This window comes from Thermosynechococcus sp. B3 (assembly GCF_030323045.1).
Classification (GTDB): domain Bacteria; phylum Cyanobacteriota; class Cyanobacteriia; order Thermosynechococcales; family Thermosynechococcaceae; genus Thermosynechococcus.
Window position 1 is genome coordinate 1,205,194 of the sequence record NZ_CP097584.1, and the last position, 13,257, is coordinate 1,218,450.

At 53.7% G+C, this 13,257-nt stretch carries 13 protein-coding genes; 7 read left to right on the forward strand and 6 right to left on the reverse strand.

What is annotated here, in order from left to right:
- Positions 1-32 precede the first annotated feature (32 nt).
- Both fabF and acpP read right to left on the reverse strand, forming a co-directional pair.
- Positions 33-1,295: a beta-ketoacyl-ACP synthase II gene (gene fabF, locus M0646_RS06135; protein ID WP_149819106.1), complete on the reverse strand. Its 1,263-nt coding sequence runs from the start codon at positions 1,293-1,295 to the stop codon at positions 33-35.
- A gap of 4 nt (positions 1,296-1,299) precedes the next feature.
- Positions 1,300-1,545 (reverse strand): acyl carrier protein, encoded by a 246-nt coding sequence (acpP, locus tag M0646_RS06140; RefSeq protein WP_149819108.1) that lies wholly within the window; start codon positions 1,543-1,545, stop codon positions 1,300-1,302.
- 221 nt (positions 1,546-1,766) lie between these two features.
- On the opposite strand from acpP, the gene M0646_RS06145 reads away from it, so the two are divergent.
- The 7 genes from M0646_RS06145 to M0646_RS06175 all read left to right on the forward strand — a co-directional run bounded on the left by M0646_RS06145 (position 1,767) and on the right by M0646_RS06175 (position 9,160).
- Positions 1,767-4,031: a ribonuclease R family protein gene (locus M0646_RS06145; protein ID WP_286627062.1), complete on the forward strand. Its 2,265-nt coding sequence runs from the start codon at positions 1,767-1,769 to the stop codon at positions 4,029-4,031.
- A 36-nt stretch (positions 4,032-4,067) separates the two neighbouring features.
- Positions 4,068-5,063: a methionyl-tRNA formyltransferase gene (gene fmt / locus M0646_RS06150; RefSeq protein WP_286627063.1), complete on the forward strand. Its 996-nt coding sequence runs from the start codon at positions 4,068-4,070 to the stop codon at positions 5,061-5,063.
- A 132-nt stretch (positions 5,064-5,195) separates the two neighbouring features.
- Positions 5,196-5,519: a ribbon-helix-helix domain-containing protein gene (locus M0646_RS06155; RefSeq protein ID WP_149819114.1), complete on the forward strand. Its 324-nt coding sequence runs from the start codon at positions 5,196-5,198 to the stop codon at positions 5,517-5,519.
- A gap of 44 nt (positions 5,520-5,563) precedes the next feature.
- The gene (locus M0646_RS06160; protein WP_286627164.1) at positions 5,564-7,093 is read left to right on the forward strand and encodes an AAA family ATPase; all 1,530 of its coding nucleotides are present in this window, start codon (positions 5,564-5,566) and stop codon (positions 7,091-7,093) included.
- A gap of 120 nt (positions 7,094-7,213) precedes the next feature.
- The gene (locus tag M0646_RS06165) at positions 7,214-7,567 is read left to right on the forward strand and encodes a DUF1257 domain-containing protein (RefSeq protein WP_149819118.1); all 354 of its coding nucleotides are present in this window, start codon (positions 7,214-7,216) and stop codon (positions 7,565-7,567) included.
- A 247-nt stretch (positions 7,568-7,814) separates the two neighbouring features.
- The gene (locus M0646_RS06170) at positions 7,815-8,639 is read left to right on the forward strand and encodes a site-specific DNA-methyltransferase (RefSeq protein WP_149821710.1); all 825 of its coding nucleotides are present in this window, start codon (positions 7,815-7,817) and stop codon (positions 8,637-8,639) included.
- Positions 8,627-9,160, forward strand: a complete 534-nt coding sequence (locus M0646_RS06175) for an NUDIX hydrolase (protein WP_149819120.1) — start codon at positions 8,627-8,629, stop codon at positions 9,158-9,160. The genes M0646_RS06170 and M0646_RS06175 overlap by 13 nt, the downstream gene beginning before the upstream one ends.
- Before the next feature lie 23 nt (positions 9,161-9,183).
- Here the strand turns inward: M0646_RS06175 and M0646_RS13200 are convergent, their stop codons facing one another.
- The 4 genes from M0646_RS13200 to M0646_RS06190 all read right to left on the reverse strand — a co-directional run bounded on the left by M0646_RS13200 (position 9,184) and on the right by M0646_RS06190 (position 13,255).
- A complete protein-coding gene (locus tag M0646_RS13200) occupies positions 9,184-9,483 on the reverse strand; it encodes a transposase (RefSeq protein ID WP_399363083.1) in 300 nt (99 codons plus the stop codon).
- Entirely contained in the window at positions 9,461-9,745 is a 285-nt protein-coding gene (locus tag M0646_RS13205; RefSeq protein WP_399374366.1) for an IS630 transposase-related protein, read from the reverse strand. The genes M0646_RS13200 and M0646_RS13205 overlap by 23 nt, the downstream gene beginning before the upstream one ends.
- A 193-nt stretch (positions 9,746-9,938) precedes the next feature.
- The gene (locus M0646_RS06185; protein ID WP_286627066.1) at positions 9,939-12,149 is read right to left on the reverse strand and encodes a glycosyltransferase; all 2,211 of its coding nucleotides are present in this window, start codon (positions 12,147-12,149) and stop codon (positions 9,939-9,941) included.
- A 26-nt stretch (positions 12,150-12,175) separates the two neighbouring features.
- Entirely contained in the window at positions 12,176-13,255 is a 1,080-nt protein-coding gene (locus tag M0646_RS06190) for a PIN/TRAM domain-containing protein (RefSeq protein ID WP_286649966.1), read from the reverse strand.
- Positions 13,256-13,257: the final 2 nt, after the last annotated feature.

A 13,257-nucleotide genomic window follows, 5' to 3' on the forward strand; every position in this document is an offset into this window, starting at 1 on the left:
TTTCTCTCTCTAATTGGGTTTGCAGCAGACAGTTAACGATCGGGAGTAAATTTGCGGAAGGCCAACGTCACGTTGTGCCCACCAAAGCCAAAGGAGTTGGACAAAGCCACCGTCACCGAGCATGCCCGGCTCTGATGGGGAACATAGTCCAGATCGCAGGCAGGATCCGGTTGCTCCAAGTTAATTGTAGGGGGGATGCGATCGTGGGCAACCGCCATCACCGTTGCGATCGCCTCAATACCCCCTGACCCCCCTAGGAGGTGCCCCGTCATGGATTTTGTCGAACTCACGGGAACGCGACGGGCATTTTCCTCACCAAGGGCACGTTTAATAGCGGCAGTTTCCGTACTGTCGTTGGCGGGGGTACTTGTACCGTGGGCATTGATATAGCTTACCTGATCCGGGGCAATCTCCCCATCCTTGAGGCAGGCTTCAATGGCACGGGCCGCCCCTTCTCCCCCCGGTGAGGGAGCAGTCATGTGGTAGGCATCACAGGTCAAGCCATAGCCCACCATTTCTGCATAGATGCGTGCCCCCCGGGCAAGGGCAAATTCCAATTCTTCAAGGATCAAGATGCCTGCCCCTTCCCCAAGGACAAAGCCATCGCGGTTGAGGTCAAAGGGACGGCTGGCATGGTGGGGGTCATCATTGCGGGTGGACAGGGCACGGGCTGCCGCAAAACCCGCCACTGATAGGGGAGTAATCGCTGCCTCAGTACCGCCACAGATCATGGCCTTGGCATAACCGTGCTGCACCATACGGAAGGCATCGCCAATGGCATTGGAACCCGCTGCACAGGCGGTCACGGAACAGGAATTCGGGCCTTTGGCACCGGTGTGAATGGCGGTGAGTCCGGCGGCCATATTGGCAATCATCATCGGGATCATAAAGGGACTACAGCGATCGGGCCCCTTGGTGAGATAGACCTCCTGCTGATCCTCCATCACCTTTAGGCCGCCCACACCCGTACCAATAATGATGCCAATGTCAGTGGCATTGCCCTCGTCAATCGTCAATTGGGCATCTGCAAGGGCTTGCTTACTGGCAGCCACGGCAAATTGAGCAAAGCGATCCATGCGTTTGGCATCTTTGCGATCCATGTAGAGGGTGGGATCAAAGCCACGCACCTCACCCGCAATGCGGCAGTCATGACGACTGGCATCAAAAGCCGTGATGTAATCAATGCCGTTGCGACCGGCCATTAACCCTTCCCAATACTCCGCAAGGGTGTTGCCGAGGGGGGTAATTGCCCCCATCCCCGTGACAACGACCCGTTTTTGGTGCGCCTTTGCCATGGATCTATGCAGCTACCTTATTGTTGATAAAGTCAAGGACATCTTGGACGGTTTTCAGTTTTTCCGCCTCTTCGTCGGGAATTTCCACACCAAACGCTTCCTCAAGTGCCATGATCAACTCCACGGAGTCAAGGGAGTCAGCATTGAGATCCTCGGCAAAACTTGCTTCGGGCACAACCTTTTCTGCATCAACACTGAGTTGATCGGCAACAATGGCTTTTACTTTTTCGAGAATTTCAGATTGATTCATAGATGCCTTAACTGGATGGACAACGATTGAGAACAGTAATTGATGCGGGCGATCGCCATTCCTCAAATCTAGGATGTTTCGTGCCCAGAATCAACGCGCCATAATTATAGGACAGATTGGGGATCCCCTAAGATACTCCTGCAACTGTGATAAGCTACAGTTTGGATACTTGACACCAACAACGCTACATCCACTGTTGCCCTCCCTTCACCGAGTTGCCGATGCATTTTACGATTGCCAGTCTGCTTGCCAACTTTAGCGAAGATAAATTTGTTGCCCCGAAAGTTCTCGAAAAAAAACTCGGCTGTGACGATCCTGAGAGCCAGCGAGAACTGGAAATTGCCCTTGATGCCCTAGAACGCATTGGCCTGCTCATCAAAGAACGGGGCAAGTATCGCCGCGCCAGTGATGATGGGTTGATTGAAGGGCGGCTGCGCTGCTCCAGCAAGGGTTTTTGCTTTGCGATTCAAGATACCGAGGGTGCTGAAGATATTTTTGTGCGTGAGCATCAACTCAGTACCGCTTGGAATGGCGATCGCGTGCTGGTGCGGGTCACCCGTGAAGGCCGCCGCAAGAAATCTCCAGAGGGGGAAGTGAAACTGATCCTTGAGCGGGGAAATCCCTCGGTGATTGCCCGGGTGAAACAGACCGAAGACGGCTTTCGGGCCATTCCCCTCGACGATCGCCTGCTCTTTGAAATTGCCCTTGAACCCAATGACCTCGTGTCCGATCTATCCACGGTGGTGGATCAACTGGTGCATGTGAACATTCGCCGCTATCCCTTGGGGGGGTACCTGCCGACGGGGGAAATTGGCCAGATCCTAGGGAGTGATGCCCAATCGGCGCCAGCCTTAGATTTGATTTGCTGCAAACATAATCTTGTCCGCCAATTTAGCCCAGCCCTGCGGACAGCAGCCGCCACCTTAAATGCCCAGTTGGAAACCTTGGACTTGAGCGATCGCCAAGACTTGCGGGAACTGGTCACCATTACCTTAGTGGCTCCCGGCCAAGAACCCCAAGTGGCCTTTTCCCTCGATGCCCTCGAGCAAAATCTCTGGCAGTTGGGGATTCACATTAGCGATGTGGGGGGATTGCTCCCCCGCGATGAACTGCTGGATCGCACTGCTCGCCGTCAGGGGATGACCCTCGCCACCCCTGAACTGAGTTTGCCCCTCTTGCCGCAGGAATTGGAGAGGTTGCGCTTGCTGCCGGGGGGCGATCGCGCTGCCATTTCGCTGCTGATGGTGATCAACAATGCCGGTGAAGTTCAGTCCTACAGAATTTACCGCAGTTGTATCCGCGTTGATGCCTGTGTCACCAGTGAGCAGGTGGCGGCCACCCTTGCCCTAGGGGATACTTCCGGTGATTGGTTGCGTGCCCTGATTCACCTTGCCAATGCCGTGAGTCAGCAACGACAGGCACGGGGGAGTATTGAAGTCACGCCAGCGGATGCCCTGAGCCTTGCCTATGCCGATGAGGGTCTCGCCCCCGCCATTCCCCTACCGAGGGTCACCCCTTGGACAAGCTTAGTGATCCTTGCCAATGAACTCCTGGCTCGGCATTTGGCGAAGTTGGGGGTACCGGCTCTCTACCGCACGCAGCCTGTGCCCGAACTCTATGCCGTGCAGGATTTTCTCAAGCTCTGCCAAAATCTCAACTTGCCCTTGAGCCTAGACAATCCCACGCAGGTCACGCCCCGCGACTGTCAGCGCTTTATGGCACAATTGGCCACCTCGGATCTAGCAGCCGTGTTGCAGGAACTGTTGCTCGATAAACTCAAACCCGCCAGCGATACTGCCGTGGCGCTGCCCCACTTTAGTTTGGCCACTGGCGAGGGCTATGGCCATTTCTGCTCACCCCTCCAACGCTACACTGACATTGTGAATCAGCGCATTTTGCACATTCTCCTGACGGAAGGGCGCGATCGCCGCGGGCCACGGGCAAAAGAGCGCGTCAATCTTGGCGAGTCCAGTTGCTTGGAGCAGGTGAATTGGACTGTTTTCACCACCGATATCCAGCGGGAAGTGGACACCCTCGTTAACGAATTAGCCCCCCACCTCCAAGAGCGGGAGCGGCAAACCTACACGGCTTGGAAGGATTTGGTGGGGCTACAACGGGTGCGCCAAGTCCAAGCCTGCATCGGCGAAGTGCGTTCGGGCATTATTACCGGCGTGCAGTCCTATGGCTTCTTTGTGGAACTGATTGACTTTAATGTTGAGGGCTTAGTCCACGTCAGCTCCCTCAAGGATGACTGGTATGAATACCGTGCCCATGCCCAAACCTTGACGGGTCGGCGTAACCGCTTGCGCTACCGCTTGGGCGATCGCGTTGAAGTCCTGATTAAAAATGTGGATTCCTACCGCCAGCAGGTGGATTTGGCGGTTATTAGTGGTGGCTCCCAAGTGACGGAAGAAGATCTCAACGGTAGTAGTGACGGCGGCGAAGCCCTCACCCCTTCTGAGGATGACGCTCCTGAGACTCTCTAAACCAGCAGTTGACGTTTTGCAGGGAGTGGGCAGCGGTTGAAAATCATTTATTTTGGCACACCGGAGTTTGCCCTTGCGCCGCTACAACGGCTGCTGGAAACAGAGACCTATCAAGTGTTGGGGGTGGTCACCCAGCCCGATCGCCGACGGGGACGGGGCAACCAGTTATCGCCTTCTCCGGTCAAGGCCTTAGCCCTTGGCCACAGATTACCGGTTTGGCAGCCGGAACGTCTGCGTCGGGATCCAGAGCTGCCTGAGGTCTTGCGATCGCTAGGCGCTGATGTCTTTGTGGTGGTGGCCTACGGTCAAATCCTGCCCCCGTCGATCCTTGAGATTCCCCGTTACGGCTGCATCAACATCCACGGCTCGCTGCTGCCGAAGTATCGCGGTGCCGCGCCCATTCAGTGGGCGCTCTACCATGGCGAAGGGGAAACCGGCGTGACGACGATGCGCATGGATGCGGGTATGGACACAGGCCCGATGCTCCTGAAGCGCAAAGTAACGATTCATCTAGGAGATAACGCTGCTACCCTCAGTGCCAAGCTCAGTGACATGGGTGCCGACCTCCTACTAGAAACCTTGCAGCAACTGCTACAGCTTCAACCCGAACCCCAAAACGACGCTGAGGCTACCTACGCACCGCTCATTCAAAAAAGTGACTATGCCATTGATTGGGGGCGATCGGCCTTAGCCCTTCACAACCAAGTGCGCGCCTTTTACCCCTATGCCTATACCCAGTGGCAAGACACCCCCTTGAAACTGCTGCAAACGTGGCCATTGGTGCCCGAAGTGAGGGCCGAATTACCGGAACCTTTACACTCTTTTGTTTGTGAGCCTGAGGCATCTTCCGCCCCGGGTACGGTGGTAGAGCTAATTAAGGGATGGGGCCCCGTGGTACAGACGGGCAAGGGTCGCCTGCTGCTGAGTCAAGTGCACTTGAGTGGTCGCAAAGCCCAATCGGGGTGGGATTTTGTCAATGGGGTACGGCTGGCGATCGCCACTCAATTCGGTATTATGCCCTCAGCCCTGTAACTGAGTTTTAAGCACGCGGGGCTTAATGTAACTAAATGTTACGATTTTGCCGTTTTGACAGCATTTCACCTTGACACCCCTCGGATCGGCTCACTACACTGGCACACATACCTAGGTACGTCTCTAACCCCTATGGAAGATAAGCAAAAGGTTACGTTGTATCTATCCCCCGATGTGCACCGCCAGCTAAAGATTGCCGCTGTGGTCGAGCAGGAAACGATGTCCACCCTTGCTGAACGTGCCATTGAATTTCTGCTGGCTCACCCAGAAGTACTGGCGGAATATGCCGAGCAAAAGCATGGCAATGTGCATCGGGTTTACCACTGCCCAGAGTGTGCTAGTGCCCTTGTCCTACGGGGGGATGAGCTAACGGCCTTGGTCAATCAGCCCACAGTGATTGATGACGACAGCCTCAGTGTTCCTTCGCTCTCCGTCGAGTTGGTGTCTGCCCGCTAGGGGCGGGGGTGTTGGGTCAGCCTTGAAAGAAGGAGGTGATTGCTGTGCAAGAAGAATTAAGTATCCTCATCCAAGCGCAATATCCGTTGATCTACCTCCTGACCTCTGAAGAAGAGCGGGCTGAGCAGGCGATCGCTACCATTGCCCAAAGTCAAGTCGGGCCTCAAGGGCGGTCTCCCCGCAAGCTCTACATCTGGACAGTGACCCACGGCATGGTCGAGTATGGCCATCCCCGCAACAACAGTCACCACAACACTGTCTCGCCGGAAGCCGCCATTCAATGGGTTGTTCACCAACGGGAACCGGGCATCTACGTCTTCAAGGATTTGCACCCCTTCATTGATTCGCCCCCTGTGACTCGTTCTTTACGGGACGCGATCGCCAGCTTCAAGAGCAGCCACAAGACCATTATTCTCATGTCCCCAGAAGCAGCGCAGCGGATTCCTGTCGAACTGGAAAAAGAAATCGTTGTCGTTGACTACCCCCTACCCAGTATTAGTGAACTGGATGAGGTGCTCGGGGAGCAACTAGACCCCCGCAATCGCCGCCTCACCCCTGAGGTACGGGAAAAACTCGTCAAAGCCACCCTTGGCCTGACGCGGGATGAAGCTGAAAAAGTCTTTCGCAAAGCCAAAGTGACCGCAGGTCGCCTCACGGAAGCAGAGGTAGATATTATTCTCTCCGAGAAAAAGCAAATTATTCGTCGCAATGGCATCCTCGAGTATATGGAAGTGGATGAAACCATTGATTCGGTCGGCGGTCTAGAGGAACTGAAAGTCTGGTTACGCCAACGCGCCAACGCCTTCAGTGAAAAGGCGCGTGAATACGGCTTACCGCAACCGAAGGGGATGTTAATTTTGGGGGTTCCCGGCTGTGGGAAGTCCCTGATTGCCAAAACCACCTCCCGCCTTTGGGGCTTGCCGTTGCTGCGCCTTGATATGGGGCGCGTCTATGACGGTTCAATGGTGGGGCGATCGGAGGCCAATTTGCGCAATGCCCTAAAAACCGCTGAATCCATTTCCCCTGCCATTCTCTTTATTGATGAAATGGACAAGGCCTTTGCGGGCGGAGCAGGCTCCTCGGACTCCGATGGCGGTACCTCAAGCCGGATCTTTGGCTCCTTCCTGACTTGGATGCAGGAGAAAAAGTCTCCCGTCTTTGTCTTGGCGACAGCCAACCGCGTCGAACGGCTCCCCGGTGAATTTTTGCGCAAAGGTCGCTTTGATGAAATTTTCTTTGTGGATTTGCCCAATGCCGAGGAGCGCAAGGAAATCTTTCGCATTCACCTCACCAAGCGCCGTCGCGAGATTGATCGCTTTGACCTAGAGCAACTGGCCAATATCTGTGATGGCTTTTCAGGTGCCGAGATTGAGCAGGCCATCATTGCTGCCATGTACGAAGCCTTTGCTCAAGGGCGTGAGTTTACCCAGTTAGACATTATTGCCGCTAGCCGTGCCACTCAACCCCTTTCCAAGACGATGCAAGAGCAGGTCACGGCACTGCGTGATTGGGCACGCCAACGGGCGCGTCCGGCGGCTGCTTCAGTGGCTGAATACCAGCGACTGGAGTTCTGACAAGCTTCCTTCTGTCTGCCCTGCGCAGATGGGAGAAAGACCCGACCACAGGGGTTTGGTTCGCCATAAATTGTGGTTCATTCAGTCCAATGTTTCTGTCTCAATCTGGAGGAAATCCACATGTCTCACTTCAGCACCCTGCGTACGAAAATTACCGATGCTGAAATCTTGAAAGCGTCCCTGCGGGATCTGGGCATTACGGTGAAAACCAATGCCGATGTGCGTGGCTACAATGGCCAACGTGTTCGCTCTGACATCGTCGCTGTCCTCGATGGCGAGTATGATCTGGGCTGGTCTCGCAATGCTGATGGCACCTTTGATCTGATTGCTGACCTCTGGGGTGTGGCCAAAAAACACAACCAAACCGAGCTGATCAACTCGATCAACCAAAAATATGCCATCAACAAAACCTTGGCTGAGGTGAAGCGTCCTGGCCTTCAGAACGCCAACGTCAAGCTTGTGGTGCATAGCTAATCCTGTTGCCAATTGCTTTGTACTGTCTAGCGCGCGTTCCCAAGTAATCCGCTGGCTGACTCCCTAGGGGTCGGCCTCTTTTTTTATCTCAGGATTACGAATATGGTATTTTGGCGGTACAGGGAAGGATGGCTTATAGTTATTGAGTTCTGGCCAGCACATTCAAGAGCGTTTTTCTCCAGAGGCTAAGCTAGTCGTTGCCAGTGGAGATGTCTGTGAGGTGATTCGTCAGGTGCCGGATGAGGCTATGACGCTCATCTTTACGTCGCCGCCCTACAACCTCGGCAAGGCCTATGAAACGCCGGTGGCGATCGAGGACTATCTCCAAAGCCAAAGTGAGGTAATTACCGAGCTATATCGAGTACTACGGCCAGAGGGAAGTTTGTGCTGGCAAGTGGGGAATTTTGTTCAAGGGGGAGAGGTGTATCCCTTGGATATTTTGTTTTATCCCCTGTTCAAGCGGTTGGGTTTGAAGCTGCGCAATCGCATCATCTGGAAATTTGGCCATGGTCTCCATGCCACAAAGCGCTTTTCTGGCCGCTATGAAACGATTCTCTGGTTCACGAAGTCCGATCACTACATCTTTAATTTGGATGCCGTGCGTATTCCAGCCAAATATCCGGGGAAACGCCATTTCAAAGGCCCCAATAAGGGCAAACCCTCGGGCAATCCCTTGGGCAAAAATCCATCCGATGTCTGGGAAATCCTTCTTCAGGATTGGCAAGAACTGGTGTGGGATATTCCCAATGTCAAGTTCAATCATCCTGAAAAAACATTGCATCCCTGCCAGTTTCCCATTGAGTTGGTGGAGCGGTGCGTTCTCGCCCTCAGCCATGAAGGGGATTGGGTCTTTGACCCCTATATGGGGGTGGGATCATCGCTTTTGGCTGCCCTAATGCACAATCGGCGGGCGATGGGCTGTGAAAAGGAACCCGCTTATGTCAACATTGCTCGCCAACGGATTCAGGCCTATGAAAATGGCACCCTGCCCTACCGTCCCCTCGGCAGACCGGTGTACGCCCCCACAGGGCATGAGAAAATAGCCCAAGTTCCTGAAGAGTGGCAACAGTGAATTGGCGATCGCTCGATGAACTGGTACGCATTCAATCCAAGTGGGTGACCTTGATTGCCGAGAAGTGGCTGACGGACACAGGTGAAACCTTAGAATACTGGCGGGTAGAAAAGGCGGACTCGGTGATTGTCCTGCCGCTGCAAGGGAAGGATTTAATCTGCTTGCCGCCAACCTTTCGGGTGGGGGTTCAGCGAGCTACGGTGGATTTTCCCGGTGGCAGAGTAGGGTCGGATCAAGATCCGATCGCGATCGTGCCGCAAATTTTGACACGGGAATTGGGAATTACCGCTGATGTCATTCAAGGAATCACCCCGATCAGTGAGCAGCCTTGGCTGGTCAATAGTGCTTTCTCCAATCAAAGAGTGTGGGGCTTTGTTGCTGAACTCGCACCAAGGGCAACGGTACCTCAAGCCGGGGGCAGGTTTCGGCTCGGGAGTCCGGACATCTCACAGCTTCTTGCACAGTTGGAGTGCTTGCAATGTCGTGCTGTTTTGTTGCAATGGCTGTATCTCTCTTTATAGCTATTCCAATAGAGAATGAGGCATCATCCAGCATAATACTTGCGAATCACCTCATCAATCGAACTGTTTGACCCTGCATACATTCGCGCTCGCTTCAGCGCACTGAAGTCGTGCTCAATCACATTCAAATCAAGAGAGTATTTCGGTAAAAATAACACCTCGTGACCCGCCGCTTTCACCACTGCCTGAATCACCCCTTTCGGGTGAATCGGTGCATTATCCATGATATACACCACTGTTTCCTCGCCGTGACTCTCTACCCATGTGTCGAGCTGCTGTTGATACGCTTGCCGCTCTTCCTCACACCGTTCTTGGTAACGCATCTGTTTTTTTTCGGGTGATGCCCATCTGGTCGAGGGCGTAACTAATGGTGGAAACTTGGACGCCAAATCGCTGGGCACGGTCGATTAAACGGTCGTCGGGATGGGCAGCAACATCCGCTGCTAAGGCCGCCCAATCCAGCTTCCAAGGACGACGGGGGACAACTGTGGGGGCTAAGTCCTCTCGCTTCAGCCAGCGATGGATGGCGGCGCAGCTCACCTGAAAAATTTGAGTCGTTTCACTGATTTTGCCGCCTTGCTGGATATAGGAGACAACCCGCTCTCGTCAGTCCAAGCTATAGCTCATATTCTTGAGTAACATTCATGACGCTTTGAGTATAGCCTATCCCTCTTGAAAATATCTCACTCCCTTTCGAAATGGCTATACGTTGACATCTCCCCTATTGCCACACTTTTATTGTCCCCTAGGGCAAATTTTTGAGCTGTGAGCCTATCGGTCAATTATTGCTATAGAGGCTAAAGAGCGATCGAAAGTCGAAGAGACGAATCAACATTGGCCAAAAGGCATCTAGGCCATTGGGGGCTTTGGGTTTGTGCCACCATGTGAGGCCACCATAGAGCAGTTGTACGAGGTGCCGCTGTGCCTCATCACTGACCTCTAAAAATCGCAGGTAAATGCAGCACCGCTCCTCTTCAGTGCGGGTACGAACCACGGCTGCGGTGACGCTAAAGTCCTGTTCCAAAAAGGTCAGCCTGCCGACGGTATCTCTTTGGGCTTCGATAAAACGCCCTGCAGTCAGCAACAGGGCAGCACCAGTCTCCGACACATCGCGGGTATAGCCCCAGTAGGTTTGATCCCCCAGTTGGAAACGACATACGGTGCAAACGGGAAAGCGATCGCTCTGACGGCGGGTGGGCTGATCAATGGAGGACAGAACCGCAATCAAGGCAATAAAGGCGTTGTAGAGCGTCCAAGCCAGCATCACCTCTAAACCCGCCCGTTCATACTCCATTGGTGGCCAGATATGGAGCCAGTAACCCCCATAGCGGATAAAGACCCCCACCCCGACTGCAATCACAAACGCCGCCAGCGGCCATGTATAGCGCAAATTCAACCGCTTCCGATTGGAGAGGGTGCCCTTGTTAGTGACAATGCTGCCAATTTTACCGAAGGGATTGCGGAGGATTTTAATCAGTTGCACCATCCCCGGAAAGGCAAAGGTCACCTCATAGACTTCACCCCAGACGGAAAAATACCGCCCTTCTGTCGCCCAGCTAAAGGTGGCAATTACTAACAGCGTGTAGGGCAGGGCATAGAAAAGGTACTCACCCAATGTCGCCACCGTTAAGGAGATGCCTGTCATTAGGCTCAAAAACGGACCAACGAGAAAGCACGTGCGGATAAAGGGATTAATGTTGTGCAAGAGCAGCGAGAGGTGGCAACTGCGCTGAAACCACGACAGTTTTGACCAAATGGGGAGATCATCACCACAGAAATAGATTTGCATATTCCCCTGTAGCCAGCGCAGCCGTTGCTCTAAATGATCCTGAAAGTTGCGAGGAGATTCCCCCATGCTGAGGATTTCGTTCAGATAAATCAGGCGGTAGCCAGCAATTTGCATCCTTGTCCCCGTCTGGAAATCCTCGACTACACAGCGGGTATAGTATCCACCCACGGCTTCTAGGTCACGGCGGCGCACCACATAGGAGGTACCGCAGCAGATAATAGCATTGCCAAAGTCCCGCCCCGGCTGAATAAAGCCAAAAAAGTACTCCATATCGCCGGGCATCATGAACTCAATGCCAAGGTTTTGGGAGTGGTAGTCAGGGTTAAAGAAGTGCTGGGGGGTCTGCACCATGGACACGTGATCATCTTGAAAGAAGCCCACGGTGCGGCTCAGGAAGTTCTGAAAGGGAATAAAGTCGGCATCAAAAACGGCAATCAGTTCACCAGTGGTGTATTTCAGGGCATGGTTGAGGTTACCTGCTTTGCGGTGCTCATTGGTGGGACGGGTGAGATAGTTGACCCCCAGATGCTCACAGAGATCCGCAATTTCCGATCGCCGACCATCGTCGAGGACATAGATGCTTTTATTTCTGTAGTTGATCGCCTGACAGGCCACAATCGTCCGCCGCAAAATATAGGGAGGCTCATTATAGGTGGGAATAAAAATATCCACACTGGGGCAGTATTCGCCGCTGAGAACTGCCTGCTGATAGTGATCGGCCTGGCGCGATCGCCATGCAGTCGTCAGCCATGCCGTCTGATAGAAGTAAAGCAAATAGGTGAAAAAGTAGAGCACCTCAAGACCATAGAAGCCAATACTGGCAGTAAAGCTCAACCAGTGGGCATCATTGAGCGTCACCCAGCCCCGCCACACCAGATAGCGGCAGCCAAAGAGAATAACAATGAAGCGAATAATCAAGCGTGTGACATTGTTGCTGGGAATAAAATTGAGGGCAACTGCCACCACTGCCGCAAGGACAATGGGCCACCACACGCTTAAATCATCGGTGGGCATCTGCAGGAGGTCGGGCAGAGGCCGCAACTGATCGGGATTCACTAAATCAATGGGAAAGAGCGTCGGTCGCCACACCGTCGCCAACAGCACACCAAAGAGGAATAGGATGCTGAAAACAAAAAGACCCCAGACCCACGGTGAAACCAGTTGCGGGGGGGAAGTGGGCTTGGGTGGCTCATGGGTCATAGGGAGACCCCCTAAAAAGAGGAAATTTAGGCCATCGTTGGCATTTGCAGACGGGCAAAAATCATGCGGCCTGCCGAGGTTTGCAGGGCACTGGTCACAACCACCGACAACTGATCGCCAATGTGATCCACCCCCTCTTCGACAACCACCATCGTGCCATCCTCAAGGTAGCCCACCCCTTGCGCTGGTTCTTTCCCTTCCTTGAGAATCTTCAACTCCAGCGTATCGCCGGGGAGGTAGATGGGGCGCAGGGCTTGCGCTAACTCGTTGACGTTAAAGACATCCACTTTTTGGAAGCGGGCAACTTTGTTGAGATTCAAATCATTGGTGACAAGAGTGCCGTTGATTTCTTGGCAGAGGCGCACCAGCTTGGCATCCACCGTTGTTAATTCTGGATAGTCTGCGGAGTGAATGACAATGCGATCGCCCAAACTGGCTTGGAGGCGATTGAGAACGTCGAGACCTCGCCGACCACGAATCCGTTTTTGTTCATTCCCCGCATCGGCAATCAGTTGCAACTCTTGCAGTACAAACTGGGGCACAATGATTTGCCCTTCGAGTACCCCAAGATTCAACAGCGCCTCAATGCGGCCATCAATAATGCAACTGGTGTCCAGTACCTTTGCCCGGGCAGGTTTGAGCATCCCCTCAGCCAAGAGACTGCTAGCAACGGCATTGGGGTTAATTAACCGCAGCAGGGCAGGCCCGTGACTATCGGCCAAGGTGGTTCCCGAATAGGCAAAGACAACGCTAGTGAGAACAGCAATCAGGGGTTTAATAAAGGAAAAATCCTTGGGAATGGGCAACAGGAAAATCGGTGCCAGCATCAAGTTGGCCAAGAGCAACCCCACCACTAGACCCACGGCTCGCGACAAGAGCGTTTCTGGGGGCAATTGACGGATACTGCGCTCAAGACGATGGTAAAGGGACTGCAACAATAAACCAAGGGCAATGCCAACAATGGCGCCAAAGCCAGCCATGACCCACTGCAATCCCCGCACATTGGCCACTTGAGCAAGAACCGTTTCTGGGAGGAGGTCAATGCTGTTGAAGCCAACGGCAATTCCCATCACGACGATAATGAGGAGTAAGATGGTATCGAGCATTG

Coding starts and splice junctions, on each gene's coding strand:
- fabF (WP_149819106.1), bottom strand. CDS start 1,295: ATGGCAAAGGCGCACCAAAAACGGGTCGTTGTCACGGGGATGGGGGCA.
- acpP (WP_149819108.1), bottom strand. CDS start 1,545: ATGAATCAATCTGAAATTCTCGAAAAAGTAAAAGCCATTGTTGCCGAT.
- M0646_RS06145 (WP_286627062.1), top strand. CDS start 1,767: ATGCATTTTACGATTGCCAGTCTGCTTGCCAACTTTAGCGAAGATAAA.
- M0646_RS06155 (WP_149819114.1), top strand. CDS start 5,196: ATGGAAGATAAGCAAAAGGTTACGTTGTATCTATCCCCCGATGTGCAC.
- M0646_RS06165 (WP_149819118.1), top strand. CDS start 7,214: ATGTCTCACTTCAGCACCCTGCGTACGAAAATTACCGATGCTGAAATC.
- M0646_RS06170 (WP_149821710.1), top strand. CDS start 7,815: ATGACGCTCATCTTTACGTCGCCGCCCTACAACCTCGGCAAGGCCTAT.
- M0646_RS13200 (WP_399363083.1), bottom strand. CDS start 9,483: ATGCGTTACCAAGAACGGTGTGAGGAAGAGCGGCAAGCGTATCAACAG.
- M0646_RS06185 (WP_286627066.1), bottom strand. CDS start 12,149: ATGACCCATGAGCCACCCAAGCCCACTTCCCCCCCGCAACTGGTTTCA.
- M0646_RS06190 (WP_286649966.1), bottom strand. CDS start 13,255: ATGCTCGATACCATCTTACTCCTCATTATCGTCGTGATGGGAATTGCC.